The sequence below is a fragment of the Ewingella sp. AOP9-I1-14 genome, from assembly GCF_052375995.1.
GTDB classification, from domain to species: Bacteria; Pseudomonadota; Gammaproteobacteria; order Enterobacterales; family Enterobacteriaceae; genus Ewingella; species Ewingella allii.
This window is the reverse complement of sequence record NZ_JBQSVA010000004.1, coordinates 377,619-395,797: the sequence shown is the minus strand read 5'-3', so window position 1 is coordinate 395,797 and position 18,179 is coordinate 377,619. Positions and strand designations below refer to the sequence as shown.

The 18,179-nt window shown below is 54.4% G+C and carries 15 protein-coding genes; 7 read left to right on the top strand and 8 right to left on the bottom strand.

Annotation, left to right across the window (positions count from 1 at the left end; all coding sequences use genetic code 11):
- Nucleotide 1: 1 nt before the first annotated feature.
- From ACT3RT_RS14425 to ruvB, 4 genes are all read left to right on the top strand, one after another.
- Nucleotides 2-745 carry a YebC/PmpR family DNA-binding transcriptional regulator gene (locus tag ACT3RT_RS14425; protein ID WP_353502172.1) on the top strand — a complete coding sequence of 248 codons (744 nt, stop codon included), beginning with the start codon at nucleotides 2-4 and terminating at the stop codon, nucleotides 743-745.
- Between the two features lie 107 nt (nucleotides 746-852).
- Entirely contained in the window at nucleotides 853-1,374 is a 522-nt protein-coding gene (gene ruvC, locus ACT3RT_RS14420) for a crossover junction endodeoxyribonuclease RuvC (protein WP_496203209.1), read from the top strand.
- 96 nt (nucleotides 1,375-1,470) lie between these two features.
- Complete coding sequence (ruvA, locus tag ACT3RT_RS14415) at nucleotides 1,471-2,085, top strand: Holliday junction branch migration protein RuvA (protein ID WP_353502171.1); 615 nt, start codon at nucleotides 1,471-1,473, stop codon at nucleotides 2,083-2,085.
- Nucleotides 2,086-2,093: 8 nt separating this feature from the next.
- Complete coding sequence (ruvB, locus tag ACT3RT_RS14410; RefSeq protein ID WP_034790733.1) at nucleotides 2,094-3,098, top strand: Holliday junction branch migration DNA helicase RuvB; 1,005 nt, start codon at nucleotides 2,094-2,096, stop codon at nucleotides 3,096-3,098.
- 66 nt (nucleotides 3,099-3,164) lie between these two features.
- Here ruvB and znuB read toward each other — a convergent pair whose 3' ends face one another.
- Together znuB and znuC are read right to left on the bottom strand one after the other, a co-directional pair.
- The gene (gene znuB / locus ACT3RT_RS14405) at nucleotides 3,165-3,950 is read right to left on the bottom strand and encodes a zinc ABC transporter permease subunit ZnuB (RefSeq protein WP_485900746.1); all 786 of its coding nucleotides are present in this window, start codon (nucleotides 3,948-3,950) and stop codon (nucleotides 3,165-3,167) included.
- Nucleotides 3,947-4,705, bottom strand: a complete 759-nt coding sequence (znuC, locus tag ACT3RT_RS14400) for a zinc ABC transporter ATP-binding protein ZnuC (RefSeq protein WP_100937301.1) — start codon at nucleotides 4,703-4,705, stop codon at nucleotides 3,947-3,949. Before znuC ends, znuB begins: the two co-directional genes overlap by 4 nt.
- A gap of 95 nt (nucleotides 4,706-4,800) precedes the next feature.
- Between znuC and znuA the strand changes: the two genes are divergently transcribed.
- From znuA to lpxM, 3 genes are all read left to right on the top strand, one after another.
- Nucleotides 4,801-5,733, top strand: coding sequence for a zinc ABC transporter substrate-binding protein ZnuA (znuA, locus tag ACT3RT_RS14395; RefSeq protein WP_353502169.1), 933 nt, complete (start codon nucleotides 4,801-4,803; stop codon nucleotides 5,731-5,733).
- Nucleotides 5,734-5,754: 21 nt separating this feature from the next.
- Nucleotides 5,755-7,071 (top strand): murein DD-endopeptidase MepM, encoded by a 1,317-nt coding sequence (mepM, locus tag ACT3RT_RS14390; protein WP_353502168.1) that lies wholly within the window; start codon nucleotides 5,755-5,757, stop codon nucleotides 7,069-7,071.
- Between the two features lie 180 nt (nucleotides 7,072-7,251).
- Nucleotides 7,252-8,223 (top strand): lauroyl-Kdo(2)-lipid IV(A) myristoyltransferase, encoded by a 972-nt coding sequence (gene lpxM, locus ACT3RT_RS14385; RefSeq protein ID WP_353502167.1) that lies wholly within the window; start codon nucleotides 7,252-7,254, stop codon nucleotides 8,221-8,223.
- A 74-nt stretch (nucleotides 8,224-8,297) separates the two neighbouring features.
- Here the strand turns inward: lpxM and ACT3RT_RS14380 are convergent, their stop codons facing one another.
- The 6 genes from ACT3RT_RS14380 to ACT3RT_RS14355 all read right to left on the bottom strand — a co-directional run bounded on the left by ACT3RT_RS14380 (nucleotide 8,298) and on the right by ACT3RT_RS14355 (nucleotide 18,144).
- On the bottom strand, nucleotides 8,298-9,521 hold the full coding sequence (locus ACT3RT_RS14380; protein ID WP_353502166.1) for an MFS transporter: 1,224 nt from the start codon (nucleotides 9,519-9,521) through the stop codon (nucleotides 8,298-8,300).
- 108 nt (nucleotides 9,522-9,629) lie between these two features.
- Nucleotides 9,630-12,011: a GNAT family N-acetyltransferase gene (locus ACT3RT_RS14375; RefSeq protein WP_496203208.1), complete on the bottom strand. Its 2,382-nt coding sequence runs from the start codon at nucleotides 12,009-12,011 to the stop codon at nucleotides 9,630-9,632.
- A gap of 23 nt (nucleotides 12,012-12,034) precedes the next feature.
- Complete coding sequence (locus tag ACT3RT_RS14370) at nucleotides 12,035-13,339, bottom strand: lysine N(6)-hydroxylase/L-ornithine N(5)-oxygenase family protein (RefSeq protein WP_485900970.1); 1,305 nt, start codon at nucleotides 13,337-13,339, stop codon at nucleotides 12,035-12,037.
- A gap of 16 nt (nucleotides 13,340-13,355) precedes the next feature.
- Nucleotides 13,356-14,870, bottom strand: coding sequence for a pyridoxal phosphate-dependent decarboxylase family protein (locus ACT3RT_RS14365; RefSeq protein WP_437342030.1), 1,515 nt, complete (start codon nucleotides 14,868-14,870; stop codon nucleotides 13,356-13,358).
- Nucleotides 14,871-15,575: 705 nt separating this feature from the next.
- Nucleotides 15,576-17,018: a pyruvate kinase gene (pyk, locus tag ACT3RT_RS14360; protein ID WP_353502162.1), complete on the bottom strand. Its 1,443-nt coding sequence runs from the start codon at nucleotides 17,016-17,018 to the stop codon at nucleotides 15,576-15,578.
- 256 nt (nucleotides 17,019-17,274) lie between these two features.
- On the bottom strand, nucleotides 17,275-18,144 hold the full coding sequence (locus ACT3RT_RS14355) for a MurR/RpiR family transcriptional regulator (protein WP_353502161.1): 870 nt from the start codon (nucleotides 18,142-18,144) through the stop codon (nucleotides 17,275-17,277).
- Between the last annotated feature and the right edge of the window lie 35 nt (nucleotides 18,145-18,179).

The window sequence follows — 18,179 nt, the reverse complement described above, 5'->3', positions numbered from 1 at the left end:
TATGGCAGGTCACAGTAAGTGGGCCAACACTAAGCACCGCAAAGCGGCGCAAGATTCAAAACGCGGCAAAATCTTCACCAAAATTATTCGCGAGCTGGTAACAGCTGCGAAACTGGGCGGTGGCGATCCGGGTGCTAACCCTCGTCTGCGCGCGGCTATCGATAAAGCGCTGGCCAACAACATGACCCGTGACACCCTGAACCGCGCCGTGGCGCGTGGCGTGGGCGGCGATGACGACACCAACATGGAAACCATCATTTATGAAGGTTACGGTCCTGGTGGCTCGGCAATCATGGTGGAATGTTTGAGTGACAACCGCAACCGTACCGTGGCTGAAGTGCGTCATGCCTTCACCAAAACCGGCGGCAACCTGGGCACTGACGGCTCCGTGGCCTACCTGTTCTCCAAGAAAGGGGTGATCACTTTTGCTCCGGGTCTGGATGAAGATGCCGTGATGGAAGCTGCTTTGGAAGCGGGCGCCGAAGACATCGTTTCTTATGACGATGGCGCGATTGACGTCTTCACCGCGTGGGAAAATCTGGGCGAAGTGAAAGATGCGCTGGAAGCCGCAGGCTACAAAGCGGACTCCGCTGAAGTCTCCATGATCCCATCGACCAAAGCCGATATGGATGCAGAAACAGCCCCTAAATTGCTGCGTTTGATCGACATGCTGGAAGATTGTGATGATGTGCAGGAGGTTTACCACAACGGTGAAATCTCCGACGAGATTGCAGAAACTCTGTAATGCTCTTTGCCGCCGGTGGCTCGTTCACCGGCCGGCTATCCGCAGACCCTCTCTGCGGTCTATACTCCCCACTTATGCAAAACGACAACACAAGGCGTTGATTGGCTATGGCTATAATTCTGGGGATTGACCCCGGTTCACGCGTTACCGGCTATGGCATTATCCGCCAGACAGGGCGTCAACTCAGCTATCTCGGCAGCGGCTGTATTCGCACAGTAGTCGACGATATGCCGACCCGTTTAAAGATAATTTATGCCGGCGTCAGCGAAATTATTACCCAATTTCATCCAGACTTTTTTGCCATCGAATCAGTCTTTATGGCAAAAAACCCCGACTCGGCCCTCAAGCTGGGGCAGGCGCGGGGTGCGGCCATCGTGGCGGCGGTGAATCAGGATTTGCCGGTGTTTGAGTATGCCGCGCGGCAGGTGAAGCAGACGGTGGTCGGCACCGGCGCTGCTGAAAAGTCACAGGTGCAGCATATGGTACGTTCATTATTGAAACTGCCCGCTAACCCGCAGGCGGACGCCGCCGATGCCCTGGCGATTGCCATCACCCATTGCCACATGAGCCAAAACGCCATTCGCCTGAGCACGGATAAATTGCAAATGGCACGCGGGCGGATGCGTTAGTGAGCTGTATCGCATTAGGCTGGATATTCATCCAGCCTTTTCTATGATATAAACAGCGCAGCATTTTGAAAATTTGATCCATAAAGGAAGGTGAAAGTGATAGGTCGACTCAGAGGCGTTATTCTGGAAAAACAGCCGCCGCTCGTGCTGTTGGAAACTAACGGCGTGGGCTACGAAGTCCATATGCCAATGACCTGTTTTTACGAATTACCAGATCTGGGTAAAGAAGCTATTATTTTCACGCAGTTTATTGTGCGTGAAGACGCGCAGTTACTCTACGGATTTAACGAAAAGCAAGAACGCGCGCTGTTCCGTGAATTGATAAAAGTGAACGGCGTCGGGCCAAAACTGGCGTTAGCCATTCTTTCCGGTATGTCGGCGCAGCAGTTCGTCAGCGCCGTCGAGAAAGAAGAGATCACCGCACTGATTAAATTACCCGGCGTGGGTAAGAAGACCGCAGAGCGTCTGGTAGTTGAAATGAAGGACCGCTTTAAAGGATTAAACGGCGATCTCTTTAGTAATCATACGGATATCACGCTACCGGCATCGTCCTCGCCGACGAAGGAGTCTGATGCCGAAGGCGAAGCCGTCTCTGCCCTGATCTCTCTTGGCTATAAGCCGCCAGAGGCCAGCCGCATGATCAGCAAAATCGCCAAACCGGGTCTGGATTGTGAAACGTTGATTAGAGACGCGTTGCGCGCGGCTCTGTGAGGTAATAGATGATAGAAGCTGACCGCCTGATTTCGCCTGATGTTATCAGCGAAGAAGAAGTCATCGATCGTGCGATACGCCCGAAGATGCTGTCCGAATACGTCGGTCAGCCTCACGTGCGTTCGCAAATGGAGATATTTATTCAGGCGGCCAAGCAGCGCGGTGATGCATTAGACCACTTGCTGATTTTTGGCCCGCCGGGATTGGGTAAAACCACGCTGGCCAACATCGTCGCCAACGAAATGGGCGTTAATCTGCGCACCACCTCGGGTCCGGTACTAGAGAAGGCGGGCGACTTAGCGGCCATGCTCACCAACCTCGAACCGCATGACGTGCTGTTCATTGATGAAATCCACCGCCTGTCTCCCGTGGTTGAAGAGATTCTTTACCCAGCCATGGAAGATTATCAGTTAGATATCATGATTGGTGAAGGGCCGGCGGCGCGCTCTATCAAGCTCGACCTGCCGCCGTTTACGCTGGTGGGCGCGACGACGCGCGCAGGCTCGCTAACCTCGCCGCTGCGCGACCGTTTTGGCATTGTTCAGCGTCTGGAGTTCTATCAGGTCGCCGACCTACAGCACATCGTCGGGCGCAGCGCCAGCTGTCTGGGCTTAGAGCTGTCGGAAGAGGGCGCGCACCAGATTGCTCGCCGCTCGCGCGGCACGCCGCGTATTGCCAACCGCCTGCTGCGACGGGTGCGTGACTTTGCTGAAGTGAAAGGCGATGGCACCATCGGTGGCGATATCGCCACCAGCGCGCTGGACATGCTGGACGTCGATGCCGAAGGTTTCGACTACATGGACCGCAAACTGCTGCTGGCAATTATTGACAAGTTTACCGGCGGCCCGGTCGGCCTGGATAACCTTGCCGCCGCCATCGGCGAAGAGCGCGAAACCATCGAAGACGTGATTGAACCCTTCCTTATTCAGCAAGGTTTTATTCAACGCACCCCGCGCGGCCGCATGGCGACCAATCACGCCTATAAGCACTTTGGCATGACGCGCGAAGAGTAGAACTGCGCTGTTTGCAAATGACAAAAAAGGACGCCTTGGCGTCCTTTTTTTATGCGTCGAGCTGTGTCAGGCGACCTGTTTTTTGCTCAGGCTGAGCATAAACATAATTGCCGCGCTCAGCACCACCGACGGGCCAGCCGGCGTATCGTAGAAAGCCGAGAAAGCCAGGCCGCCGGACACCGCCAGAATACCCACGGCGATGGCGACCAACGCCATTTGCTCCGGCGTCTTAGCGAAGCGGCGTGCCGTGGCGGCTGGAATGATCAGCAAAGAGGTGATGATCAGCGCGCCGACAAACTTCATCGCCAAACCAATAGTCAATGCAGTCACCAGCATCAGCACGATGCGCGAGCGCTGTAGGTTAACGCCGTCAACGTGCGCCAGCTCTGGGCTGATGGTCATCGACAACAGCGAGCGCCACTGCCAGCAGAGCACGGCAATCACCACTACCACGCCAACGCCAATCATCCAGATATCGCTCAGCGTGACGGACAGCAGATCCCCAAACAGGTACGCCATTAAATCGACCCGCACGTTGGACATCAGGCTAACCACCACCAGACCCAGCGACAGCGCGCTGTGCGCCATAATGCCTAACAGTGTATCGACAGCTAGATGCGGCTTTCGCTCAAGGATCACCAGCAGCAGGGCCAGCAACAGGGTAACGGCAATCACGGCGTAGAAGGGATTGACGTTCAGCAGCAGGCCAAAGGCCACGCCGAGCAGGGAAGCGTGCGCCAGCGTGTCGCCGAAATAGGACATGCGTCGCCACACCACAAAGGAGCCAAGCGGGCCCGCAGCCGCCGCCAGCAAAATCCCCGCCAGCCAGCCGGGGAGCAATAATTCAATCATGCGTCACGGCCTCCACTTTTACGCAAAATAACCTTTCCCTTTAAATCGTGACGGTGGTTGTGATGATGGCGGTAAATTGCCAACTGCTCGGCACCGCGATTGCCAAACATGGCGATAAACTCAGGGTGAGTGGACACCACTTCTGGGGAGCCAGAGCAGCAGATATGCTGGTTGAGACACAGCACTTCGTCAGTTTTCGCCATCACTAGATGCAGGTCGTGGGACACCATCAGCACCGCGCAGCCTAGCTCGCAGCGCAGGTTGTCGATAAGGTTATAGAGCGCGAGCTGGCCGTTAACATCGACACCCTGAGTGGGCTCATCCAGCACCAGCAGCTGCGGGTTGTTCATCAAAGCACGGGCCAATAGCACGCGCTGGTTCTCACCGCCGGAAAGCTTTTGCATCGGCTGGTCGAGTAGGTGCGCGGCCTGAACGCGTTTCAGGGCAGGGAGGATGTCGCCGCGCTTCACGCCGGGTTTGAGGCGCATAAAGCGGCTAACCGTCAGCGGCATGGTGGCATCAAGATGCAATTTTTGCGGCACATAGCCGATGCGCAGACCCGGCTCGCGAGTCAGGGTTCCGCTGGTTGGCGGCACTAAGCCCAGCACGACGCGCACCAGGGTGGATTTCCCTGCGCCATTTGGGCCAAGCAGCGTAAGAATTTTACCGGGTTGTAATGTCAGAGAGATATCCGACAGCACGCGTCGATTGCCAAAGGCAACCGAGATTTTATTAAGTGTGGTTAGTGTGGGCATGTCAGTCTTGTCTTGCAGAACAAATCGAATGTTATAATATTGCATTTCCGTGAAAATAACCAGTTTTCACCTTTAAGATGAAGAGGTAATTCCAAATGACAGACCCAAAGAAGACCTTTAAACGGATTTTATTAGCGACAAGTTTGCTGAGTGCATGCGCGGTGACCAGCGCTCAGGCTGACGTCGTGGCTTCGGTCCGTCCATTGGGATTTATTGCCTCGGCGATTGCTGACGGCGTGACGCCTACCGAAGTGCTGCTGCCAGACGGGGCGTCACCACACGATTTCGCGCTTCGCCCCTCAGACCTGAAAAAAATACGCAGTGCCGATTTGGTGGTGTGGGTCGGTCCGGAAATGGAAGCCTACATGACCAAATCTGCCGCCCAACTGGGGCCAAATCGTCAAGTGGAAATTTCGGCATTGCCGACGGTAAAACCGTTATTACAGAAAGGCAATGAAGAGGAAGAAGAGCACGATCACGACCACGCGGACGGCGGCCACGATCATCATCATGGTGAGTACAACATGCACGTTTGGATGTCGCCAGAGATAGCAAAACAGACGGCGATCGCGATCCACGCCAAATTATTGGAACTTATGCCACAAAACAAGGACAAATTAGACGCAAACTTGCGTCAGTTTGAGGACGGCTTGACACAAGTTGACAAAAACCTTGGTAAGATGCTGCAGCCTGTGCAGGGTAAGGGATATTTCGTTTTTCATGATGCCTATGGCTATTTCGAAAAACACTTTGGCCTTTCGCCACTTGGCCACTTTACGGTCAACCCTGAAATCCAACCCGGCGCGCAGCGATTACATCTCATTCGAACTCAGTTGGTTGAGCAGAAAGCAGTCTGTGTTTTTGCTGAGCCACAATTCAGGCCGGCCGTAATCAATGCCGTTGCCCAAGGGACAACAGTGCGTATGGGCACATTGGATCCGTTGGGAAGCGGCATCGCATTGGGTAAGGACAGTTATGTGAACTTCCTGTCACATCTGACTAACCAGTACGTGAGCTGCCTGAAGTAAGATTAAAAGGACCGTATTAAAGTGCAGCTGATAGCCCGCTCTATCGCTCTGGCGTATAACAACCTTCCACGGCCCCACCGCGTCATGCTGGGGTCGCTTACCGTAGTTACTCTCGCAGTAGCCGTATGGAAACCGTTCGTTTACCACCCAGAACAGAACCCTATCGTTAAACATATCGAACTCGACAGCGAGCAAGTACGTTCGCTGCTCCCTGAAGCCAGTGAACCCATCGACCAGCCGCCGCCTGCGGAAGACATTCCACAAGACGATCTCGACGAAAAAGTTGAATCTGAAACGGGCGTGCACGAGTACGTGGTTTCCACCGGCGATACCCTAAGCAGCATCCTCAACCAGTACGGTATCGATATGTCCGATATCTCCGCGCTGGCGTCCACCAACAGCGATTTGCGTAATTTGAAAGTCGGTCAGCAGCTGTCATGGACAGTCAATGACGACGGTGAATTACAGCGCGTGGTGTGGGAGAAGTCGCGTCGTGAGACTTACACGTATGACCGTTCCGGCTCCGGCTTTAAAGCTAGCCTTGAGACGCTCAAAGGTGAGTGGCAAGACAGCGTGCTGAAAGGGCGTCTGGATGGCAGTTTTGTCGCCAGTGCCAAAGCCGCCGGGCTTTCCAGCGGTGAAATCAGTTCAGTCGTCAAAGCCTTGCAGTGGCAGTTAGACTTCAAAAAGCTGCGTAAAGGCGATGAGTTCGCGGTGCTGATGTCCCGCGAAGTGCTGGACGGCAAGAGCGAGCAGAGCCACCTGCAGGGCGTGCGTATGCGTAGCAGCGGCAAAGATTATTACGCCATTCGGGCCGAAGACGGTAAGTTCTACGATCGCAATGGTAGCGGCTTAGCCCGCGGTTTCTTACGATTCCCCACCATCAAGCAGTTCCGCGTTTCCTCTAACTTTAACCCGCGTCGTTTGAACCCGGTGACTGGCCGTATTGCACCGCACCGTGGCGTTGACTTCGCTGTGCCAGTGGGCACCCCGGTGTTGGCAGTGGGTGATGGTGAAGTCATGGTGGCGAAAAATGGCGGTGCGGCGGGCAACTACATTGCTATCCGTCACGGCCGCCAGTACATGACGCGCTACATGCACCTGCGCAAAATCCTGGTTAAGCCGGGTCAGAAGATTAAACGTGGCGATCGCATCGCGTTGTCCGGCAACACCGGGCGCTCTACCGGACCACACCTGCACTTTGAAATGTGGATTAACCAGCTGGCCGTCAATCCGTTGACCGCCAAGTTGCCGCGTTCAGAAGGGCTGACGGGTAAAGATCGCGCTGACTATCTGGCTACGGTCAAACAAGTTATTCCGCAGTTGAAGCTGAATTAATTCCGCAAATCAGTTTGTTTCAGCGTCACGCTGACGTTTCAGGCATGCTTTTAGGGCATGCCTGAAGCGCTTTTTGCGTCTTTCTGCTCCGACGAGGTGGTGAGTTTCTTTGCAAAATCATGCACTACACTTATCATTGTCCGAATTATTGTTTTAAGAGCTATGTATTCAGAGCCATCTATGCAGCCAGAGAAAAAATCGAACGTCGAATTTATTCCAGAATTTCAGAAAGCCTTTTACCATCCGCGCTACTGGGGGGTATGGCTTGGCGTCGGTGCTATGGCCGCAATGGCGTATGTTCCAGTCAAAGTCCGTGACCCGATTTTGGGCAGCCTGGGCCGACTGGCGGGCAAGCTCGCTAAAGGCGCGCGCCGCCGTGCCCGAATCAATTTGCTGTACTGCATGCCGGAAGTGCCCGAGGCCGAGCGCGAACACATCATTGATGAGATGTTTGCCGCCGCGCCGCAGTCGATGGTGATGATGGCCGAGCTGGCCTGCCGCGCGCCTGAGAAGGTGCTTAGCCGCGTTAAGTGGCACGGCAAGGAGATTGTCGACCAGATGCAGGCCGACGGCAAAAACGTCATTTTTCTGGTGCCGCACGGCTGGGCGGTGGATATCCCCGCGATGCTGATGGCCGCCACCGGGCAACCTATGGCCGCCATGTTCCATAACCAGAAGAACCCGCTGACAGATTACCTGTGGAACAGCGTGCGTCGTCGCTTTGGCGGCCGCATGCACGCGCGCAATGACGGCATCAAGCCGTTTATCAGCTCAGTGCGTCAGGGGTATTGGGGCTATTACTTGCCGGATCAGGACCATGGCGCCGAGCACAGCGAGTTCGTGGATTTCTTCGCCACCTATAAGGCGACGCTGCCAGCGGTAGGGCGTCTGATGAAGGTTTGCCGCGCGTCCATCGTGCCACTGTTCCCGGTGTATAACGGCCACGAGCATCGTTTGGATATCTATATTCGCCCGCCAATGGACGATTTAGCCACCGCCGACGACACCCAAATTGCCCGTCGTATGAATGAAGAGGTTGAACTGCTAGTGGGGCCGAACCCCGAGCAGTACACCTGGATCCTCAAGCTGCTGAAAACCCGCAAGCCCGGGGAAGAAGAGCCGTACTCCCGCGACGAGCTGTTCCCTAAGTAAGCTGCCGTGTTACATCCTTGAAGAAAATAAAAAGGCTGAGATCATCTCAGCCTTTTGCTTTCTGCCGTTTAACCTTAGTGACCCGGCTTTTTGCGCGAGGTTAAGAACAGGGTGATCAGCAAGGTTCCCGCCACGCCGCTCAGCAGAGTGAACTGGTTGAAACGAGCATTGCCGTCGGCGAAGTAGAGCAGCTTGGCGACCTCAATCCCCAGCGCAAACACTAAGATAGTGATCAGCCCCAGCGCCGCCGCCACGGTGCCTTTGCCTACGGCGCTTGAGAACAGCGTCAGGCGATATAAGCCTGCATTGACCAATCCTGAACCCATCGCGTACAAGCCCAAGCCGCCAATCACCCAGCCCCATGCGTGAGCAAAGAAGGTGGCGGCCACGGCGGTGATTGCCAGCCCAAGCACGATCGGCACGATGCCCAGCCAAATTGGCGTGGTGACTTTCACTTTGCCGCTGAGCTTGGTGAGCAGTAGATTGCCGATGATCAGACCGGCAAAAATCGGCACCTGCAACCAGCCATATTGCAGCGGCGACATGCCCGCATCCTGAATCAGAATCACCGGCGACTGCGCCACCCACGCCAGCAGTGGCAGGGTGATAAGCCCGATAGACAGTGAACCAAACACCACGCTTTTATTGCCCAGCACCTGTCCGTAATCGGCCAGCAGGCGGCGGAAGGAGAACGGCTGGCCGTCGCGCGGCGCGGTTTCCGGCATACTGCGCCATAAGCCCCACCATGCCAGCAGCGACACCAGCGCAAACAGCCCAAACATGGCTTTCCACGGCGCGTAGTGAATAAAGGCCGCGCCCGCCAAAGGCCCGAGCAGAGGCGCGATCAGCGTGACGTTGGCCATCAGCGCCATCAGCTTGATGCTCAAACTTTCGTTAAAGGCTTCCTGAATCGCGGCGTAGCCCACGGCGCCGATAAAGCACAGGCTCATACCTTGCAGGAAACGCATCAAAATAAATTGCTCAATGCTTTGCGTCAGTAAGGTGCCGAGGCAGGTGACGACAAAGAAAGCCACGCCGGTGAGTAATACCGGGCGGCGGCCCAGACGGTCAGACAGCGGGCCGAGCAGCCATTGCAGCATGATGCCGCCACACAGGTAGGCAGTGAGGGAGGCCGATACCCAGTCGGCGCTGGCGCTAAAGTCACTGATGACCTGTAGCATGCCAGGCTGGATCATGTCATGGGCGATATAAGTAGCGAATTCAAATAACACCAGCGAGAGCGGAAACAGCCACTGCCGACGGCCAAGCCGTTCTGCGGGTTGAAACACGGACGACATATCAAACTCCATACCCAGTATGTCTGGGTAATATTTTCAAGGTTCCAGAAAACTGAAAAACGCGGCCTGCTAAGGCCGCGCTGAATAACTGCATAAAACGGTGAACGATCAGTTTTTATAGCGAGCAATCGGGTTGTCGAGGGTGCCGGCGAATTTCAGGTTTTGCGCCGGGTCCGACAGGTTGATCATCTGCTGGTTATTCGCCAGTTGCAGGCGGTTGAGGCAAGAGTGGGTGAACTCCGCGCCAAACATGTCGTAGCGCGCAAACTTCTCCGCCAGTTCAGGATATTGCTGCTGGTAGTCATGCACTGTGTCGGCGACCACTTTCCAGAAATCATCAGCAGACATCAGGTTCTGCTCTTCCAGAATGCGCGAGATAAAGCGGAACACTCCGGCGAACACGTCGGTGAAGATAGACAGGATCTTCAGCTGCTCAGGCACGCCCACGGCAAGGCGTTTGGCCTTCTCCGGCAGCTTGGCGTCCGGGTTCATCACCGCAATCTCTTCGGCAATATCCTTCATGTAGGCTTTAACCGGAATATTGTTTTCAAACAGCAGGATCAGGTTTTCGCCGTGGGGCATAAACACCAAATCATAGTGATAGAAGCAGTGCAGCAGCGGGCTGAGGTAAGCCGTGGTGTAGCGTTTGAGCCAGTCGGCGGCGTCCAATCCTGAAGATTTAATCATCTCAACAATCAGCGCATCGCCGTTAAAGTCAGTGTGCAGCAGTGACGCCATGGTCATCAGGCGCTGGTTTGGCTGCAACCAGGCCACCGGGTTTTGTCGCCACAGCGCGGCAAACATCTTCTTGTAAGCACTGTCGCCTTTAATCGCATTTTCGAAATAGTGGTTGTGATAACCGAGGGAGGCCACTTCTTGCAGAATGCTAAAACCGTTGGCTTGCAGATAGGCGTCGTTTTCCACCAATTCGGCCAGCCACTCGTTGATGCCCGGCGTGGTGGCCATGTAGTAAGGCGACAGCCCGCGCATAAAGCCCATGTTCAGGATTGAGAGCGCGGTTTTCACATAGCGATGGGTCGGCTGGCTGGCATTGAAGAAGGTGCGAATCGACTGCTGTGCTAGGTAGTCATCTTCCCCTTCACCTAAGTAAATCAGATAATTACGCGCGATATCCGGCGCAAACACGGTTAGCAGCTTGTTCTGCCACTGCCATGGGTGAACCGGCATGAAGTAGTAATTTTTGGGGTCGAGGTTGCGGTCAGTCAGCTGCTGAGTGAAAGCTTGGATTTGCTTTTCACCCAGCTCTTCGGCGATCAGCTTTTCATACGGCAACCCCTCGACGCTGGCGAAGTGCGCCTTATCGTGATGCACCGCCACCCACACCAGCTTCAGCGGGCTGGCGGCTTCTGGCGCGTAGCGCACATAGTCGGCGGCGTCGAAGCCAATGCGGCCGTTATTGGCGATAAAGCTCGGGTGACCTTCGGTCATGCTTGTTTCCACGGTCTGGAAGTCAGACTGACTCAGCGATTTCGCGGTGCTGTGATTGTTTTCCAACTTCCACGCGCTGCCGTACAAGGTGCTGGAAATCTCTTCCATGTAGGTCGGCAGCATAGCCTGCGAAATACCGATTTGTTCGGCAAATTCGATGATGAACTGTAAGGCGTCCAATGGCTGCGGCGCGAGATTGTCGAGACGCTGGATACTGTCGAGATCAATCAGCCAGTCGTTCAGCGGCAGCAGGCGGGCGCGAAAACGGTACTCCACCTCACTGGCCGGGGCGGCCAGCTGGTACTCGCTCCAGTGCTCGTCGCTCTTCAGCACTTTAGGTTCAATCAGCCGCTCGTGGGCTAACTCGGACAAGCATTTACGCAGCAGCAGGGCGTTGGCCTTGGCCCAGTTGGCCGGATGAAGGTGCTTGCCGGTTTGCATGGCGGCAGGGTGTTTCGACATGTTTTGTTCCTTTTGGCGGGCCAGTAAATAGTCTTCACGCTCACAAAAAGCCAGCCACGCGGTTTTATGAGGCAGAGTGATTTGGCGCTGGTATTGGAAACCGGCGCGTTTATTCAGGCGATGGATCTTGTCATTACGCACGTCCGGCTCCACCACCACGCGCAGCACCTCCGGCAGGCTGAACAGGTACTCCATTACGGTGGAGAACACCTGCCAGCTGAAGTCCGGCAGCGGGCGGTCGGCTGGGGCCAGCAGAATGTGCATGCCGATATCACCGGGCTGGACGTCGTAATGCTCGTGCAGCGGGTCTTCCTGCACCGGATAGCACTCAATCAAAAACGCCGGTTTGCCATCGTGCTCGCCCATCAGCGCGGCGTGAGGGTTACTGGCGGTCAGCTCGCGGTAAAACGTCTCCACGTCGTCGCGGTGGCTGTCGAGCATGCCCCAGAATTTGGCATAGGGCTTGGTCATCCAGCTATGCAGGGTGTCGGCGTCCTGCGGAAATTTCAGCGGTCGCAGCGTCAGGTTTCCGGCAGGGCGGGAGCGGGAAAACAGCGTCTTGGGCAGCGTATCAAACATGATTATGTCTCCTTGATTGGGGGTTATTCACCCAGTTCGCGGGCGCAAAATGTCTGGAACGCGATGGATTTTTCAATCGGATAAATATCGTCACCGAGCATGGCGCGGATGATGCTGCTGTTGCGGTAGCAGGCCATGCCTAAGTCTGGCGTCACGAAGCCGTGGGTGTGCAGCTCGGCGTTTTGCACAAAAATCTGGTTATTGGCGTCAATGCTGTAGTTGCGATTGACCGCAAAACGCCCGGCGTCGTCCCACTGAATGCGCGAGTGAATGCCTTCAATGCACTGCGGCGGCTGGTAGCCATAGCCGGTCGCTAAAATCACCGATTCGGTATTGTGGCGATACTCCTGCCGCTGCTCTTGTTGCAGGAAGGTCATGTCCAGCGTGCCATCAGGGTTGCGGCTCATGGCGGTTAATTCGGAATGGGTGTAGAGATTGACATTCAGCGGGCCGTCGAGCCGCTTGGTGTACATCAGGTCATAAATGTCATTGATTAGGCTGATGTTAATGCCTTTATATAACCCCTTTTGCTCGCGATTAAGCTGATCGCGCTTGCTCATCGGCAGCTGGTGGAAGTAGTCGATATACTCCGGCGAGGTCATCTCCAGCGTCAGTTTGCTGTACTCCAGCGGGTAGAAGCGCGGCGCGCGCGTCACCCACGTCAGCTGGTAGTCATGTTTTTCGATGTCGGAAAGCAGGTCATAGTAGATTTCCGCCGCGCTTTGACCACTGCCCACCACGGTGATGGATTTCGAGCTTTGCACCTGTTCTTTGTTCGGCAAATAGGCGCTGGAGTGGTGAATTTGCTGGCTCACGCCGCGCGAGCAGGGCGGCATCCAGGCCGACGGGCCGGTGCCCAGCACCAGTCGCTTAGCCTGATATACGGCTTTTTCGCTGCTCTGCGTGGACTGGGTGTGCACCAGATAGCACTGCTTGGCTTCGTCCCAGGTGACCATTTCCACGCGAGTAGCGAATTTCAAATTAGACAGTTCGCTGCACACCCACTGGCAGTACTGGTTGAACTCTTTGCGCATCATGAAGAAATTTTCACGGATGTAGAAAGAGTAGATTTTGCCTTTTTGCTTCAGGTAGTTGAGGAAGCTGAAGCGGCTGGTTGGGTCTGCCAGCGTCACCAAATCCGCCATAAACGGGGTTTGCAGCATGGCACTCTCCAGCATCATGCCGGTGTGCCAGTCAAAGCCCGGATTTTGGTCGATAAATAGCCCGTTGAGCTGCTCAATCGGGTCCGTCAGGCAGGCCAGTCCGAGGTTAAACGGGCCGATGCCCACGGCGATAAAATCATAGGTTTGAGTGCTGTTTTGCGTCATAGACATAGTGTGTTCCTTACTCGCCAGTTCCTTGATGAAAAGCTGAGTTAAGCGCTGCGCTGGTCAGCTCTTTGCCGTAATGCACAACCAGACCAATCACGTCGGCAATGTCTGCGGCGGAGGTGGCTGGATTGAGCAGGGTAAATTTCAAATACTGGCGTTGATCCACTTTGGTACCGGCGATCACCGCATTGCCCGAGCGGAAAATGGCTTTGCGAATATCGGCATTTACCGCGTCAAGCTGCTCGTCGCTCAGCGACTGGCGCGGCACAAAGCGGAACACCAGGGTGCTGAGTTCAGGCTTATGCAGCACTTCAATATTCTGGTGATTGACCATCTGCTGGTGGCCTTCAACCGCCAATGCCAGCAGGGTGTCGAAGGATTCGCCCAGCGCCTGCTGGCCCATGATGCGCAACGTCAGCCACATTTTCAGGGCGTCAAAGCGACGGGTGGTTTGAATGCTCTTGTTGACCAAGTTCGGCGTACCTTCCAGCTTGGCGCTCAGTGGATTGAGGTAGTCGGCGTACCAAGCGACATGCTCGAAATGCTTCTGGTCGTTGACGAAGAACGCGCTGCAACTCACCGGCTGGAAGAAGGATTTGTGGTAATCCACGGTGACGGAATCCGCTAATTCAATACCGTCAATGCGCTGGCGGTGCTGCGGCGATACCAGCAGGCCGCATCCGTAGGCGGCATCTACGTGCATCCAGATGTTTTCGCTGCGGCATACCTGCGAGATTTCGTGCAGCGGGTCGATGCTACCGAAGTCGGTGGTGCCGGCGGTGGCGACCACGGCGATAGGGATCAGCCCTTCGGCGTGGCAGCGTGCCATCTCTTGCTTCAAGGCGTCAGCGTCCATGCGGAAAGCGTCATCGCAGGCGACGGGCACTACGGCGTCATAGCCAAGGCCGAGCAGGGCGGCGGATTTTTGGATGCTGAAGTGGCTCACCTGTGAAGTGAAAATGCGCCAGCGGTTGGCGTCAGACGGCAGCCCCTGATATTTGATGCTGTGTTCAGGATGGGTGCGCTTGCAGAAGGCGTCGCGGGCCAGCAGCATCGCCATCAGGTTAGACTGAGTGCCACCGCTGGTGAAAATGCCGTCCGACTGCGGGCCGAATTTGATCCGCGCCAGCGTCCAGTCAATCACCTTTTGCTCAATCAGCGTGCCGCCTGCGCTCTGGTCCCAGGTATCCACTGAGGAGTTGATGGCGCTGATAAATAGCTCGGCTAATTGGGCCGGCACTACCGTCGGGCAATTAAGGTGCGCGATATATTTTGGGTGGTGGAAATAGACCGCATGTTGCAGATATAAATCATCTAACTCTTCCAGCGCCAATCGAGTGCCGGGCAGGGGCTGAGTCAGGTCAATATGGCGGAACTGATCGGCTAATTCTGCTGGAGTAATGCCGGAAAAAGGTTTTTCCTTGTTATTAATATGGCCTTTGATTATTTCAAGGCCATTTTCAATGTGTTTTTGCCACTCATCTGTGGAGTGTTGATTGAAAATAAAACCCTGATTTTCATTTACCATTTCGTGGGTAAAAGAGAGTTCGGAATAATTTATTTGGCTCATGAAACATTCCTTTTGCTATCCGTTTGGGCTTGCAGCAGGCGTGGGGAAGCCGCCAGCCTTAGCCGGGATAGTTAAATTAAGTTTATTAGTCATCAGGCACGGGCAAGCGCCGCGCTAATGCGAGTTTAGTATAATGATATTTAGTTAAGGTAAATTATCAGTCTTTTGTCTTGTGTAAATTCCTGTGATTGGCATTTTTTAGGTCATTAACCGATGAAGAACATTATAAATGCAAATCATTATCATTCAATGACAATGATAAACATTCTCATCAAAGTAGCATCGTTAATGATATTTTGTGATCTGCATCACGTTTTTGTGGGGTTTTGGCCGTTCTGGGGCATATTCACATAGGATCTTTCTACATTTGTTATTCCAAATGACGCTTTTAGTCCGGGTTTTAAATAACAAATATTGAATATTATCCATTAATAACATTGTGTCTTTTGATTGTTGCTAGCTAATCCATTATTACAATGTGGAATTATAAAGCACAAAAATAGCGGGTAAATAAAGCGGAATATTAATCTTGAGGTGAATTTATTGTGCATAAAATGAATAGTGCGGAGGGAATAATATGAAAAAGCCGATTCCACAGAATCGGCTTTTTATTACTAGATTATTACTAAGGGGAGGTGACTCCCCTTATGGTTGGACGGGTTATTACTCTACTCGTAATACGCGGCTGGTATTTGTTGTGCCGACGGTACTCATGACATCACCCTGAGTGACGATCACTAAATCACCGGATAACAGATAACCCTTGTCGCGCAGCAGGGTAACGGCGTCGTGCGCGGCGGCCACGCCATCATTATTGCTGTCGAAGAACACCGGAGTAACACCACGGTAGATGGCGGTGAGGTTCAGGGTGTGCTCATGGCGCGACATGGCGAAGATTGGCAGGCCGGAGCTGATACGTGACATCATCAGCGCGGTGCGACCAGACTCGGTCATGGCGATAAGCGCCGTTACGCCTTTCAGGTGGTTAGCGGCATACATAGAAGACATGGCAATAGCTTCTTCAATGTTGTCGAACTCCACGTCGAGACGGTGTTTAGAGACGTTAATGCTTGGGATCTTCTCCGCGCCCAGACACACGCGGGCCATGGCGGCTACTGTCTCAGACGGATATTGACCCGCGGCGGTTTCCGCAGAGAGCATCACGGCGTCGGTGCCATCAAGCACGGCGTTAGCCACGTCCATGACTTCAGCACGGGTCGGCATTGGGTTGGTAATCATCGACTCCATCATCTGGGTTGCGGTGATCACGGCACGGTTCAGCTGGCGAGCGCGGCGGATCAGTTTCTTCTGAATCCCTACCAGCTCTGGGTCCCCGATTTCCACACCCAAATCGCCACGGGCAACCATCACCACGTCAGAGGCCAGAATGATGTCATCCATGGCGGCGTCAGTTGCCACTGCTTCGGCGCGTTCTACTTTAGAAACGATTTGCGCGTTGCAGCCTGCGTCACGGGCCAGGCGGCGAGCGTAGTTCAGGTCTTCGCCAGTGCGCGGGAAGGAGACGGCCAAATAGTCGACGCCAATTTTTGCGGCGGTGATGATATCGGCTTTGTCTTTTTCGGTCAGGGCTTCGGCTGACAGGCCACCGCCCAGCTTGTTGATGCCTTTATTGTTGGACAGCGGGCCGCCAACGGTGACTTCTGTAAAGACTTTCATGCCCTGAACTTCGAGCACTTTGAGCTGCACGCGGCCATCGTCGAGCAGCAGGATATCGCCGGGAACCACGTCGGCCGGTAAGCCTTTATAGTCGATGCCGACTTTCTCTTTATCGCCTTCGCCTTTGCTCATGTTGGCGTCGAGCAGGAATTTATCGCCGATGTTCAGGAAGACTTTGCCTTCCTTAAAGGTCGATACGCGGATTTTAGGACCTTGCAGGTCACCGAGGATGGCAACGTGGCGCCCGAGGCGGGCGGCGATTTCGCGCACTTTGTTAGCGCGAATAATGTGGTCTTCAACGGTTCCGTGGGAGAAATTCATCCGAACTACGTTGGCGCCGGCGGCAATAATCTTTTCCAGATTATTATCACGGTCTGTAGCAGGGCCGAGGGTAGTAACAATTTTGGTTCTTCTGAGCCTTCTGGACATGTATTACTCCGTTGACTGGTGAACATTTGTCGTGCAAAAAACAGCGGTAACCTACTTCGGTGCGGTGTGTGATTTTAAGGCCATTGCGTTTCACCTGCGTTACTCGCCGCGTGTTTGGTTTTAGGCACTTCTGCGCACATTGATGGGTTCATCATTGAGGCTGAGGGTGCCAAACTCCCTAAAAAATGTCTAATTTGTGCGGTCCCAATGTTCAAAATGTGCCTTTTAAGGCGCTTCTATTTCATTCGGTCTACGCTTAGTCAAAAACGCTGGGGACGGGCATACCCTTATCAAAGCGCGATTCTTTCAGCGCGTCTTTGACCCGCTTCAGGTTATCTCTAAATTTTGCCCCGCGACGCAGGGTAAATCCGGTGGCGAGCACGTCAATCAGGGTCAGTTGAGCCAGACGCGAAACCATCGGCATATATACGTCAGTGTCTTCAGGGACATCCAGCAGCAGCGCCAGCGTGGCTTCGTTAGCCAGCGGCGTGTTGTGCGAAGTGATGGCAATCACCGTGGCGTCGTTTTCCCGCGCCAGATGGGCCAGTTCTACCAGATTCTTAGTGCGCCCGGTGTGCGAAATCAACACCACCACGTCGCCTTCGGTGCAGTTCATGCAGCTCATGCGCTGCATCACGATGTCGTCGAAATAGACCACCGGAATATTGAAGCGGAAGAACTTGTTCATCGCGTCATGAGCCACGGCGGCAGAGGCCCCGAGGCCAAAGAAAGAGATCTTTTTCGCCTGAGTCAGCAGGTCAACCGCGCGGTTTACCGCGCCGATATCCAGCGAGTTTTTGACTTGGTCGAGGGTCGCCATGGCGGATTCGAAAATCTTGCCGGTATAGGCATCGGCGCCGTCGCTTTCATCGACGTTACGGTTCACATAAGGCGTGCCGTTAGCCAGACTTTGCGCCAAATGTAATTTAAAATCTGGAAAACCTTTGGTATCGAGGCGGCGACAGAAACGGTTTACAGTAGGTTCACTGACATCGGCCATGCGGGCCAGGGTCGCGATACTGCAATGGATGGCGGTCTGGGGTGAGGCGAGAATTGCTTCTGCGACCTTCCTCTCGGATTTGCTCAGAATGTCCAAATGGCTTTGGATTTTTTCTAATGTATTCATTAGGGTGCCACTCATAGGTTTCAACGATTTCTGTG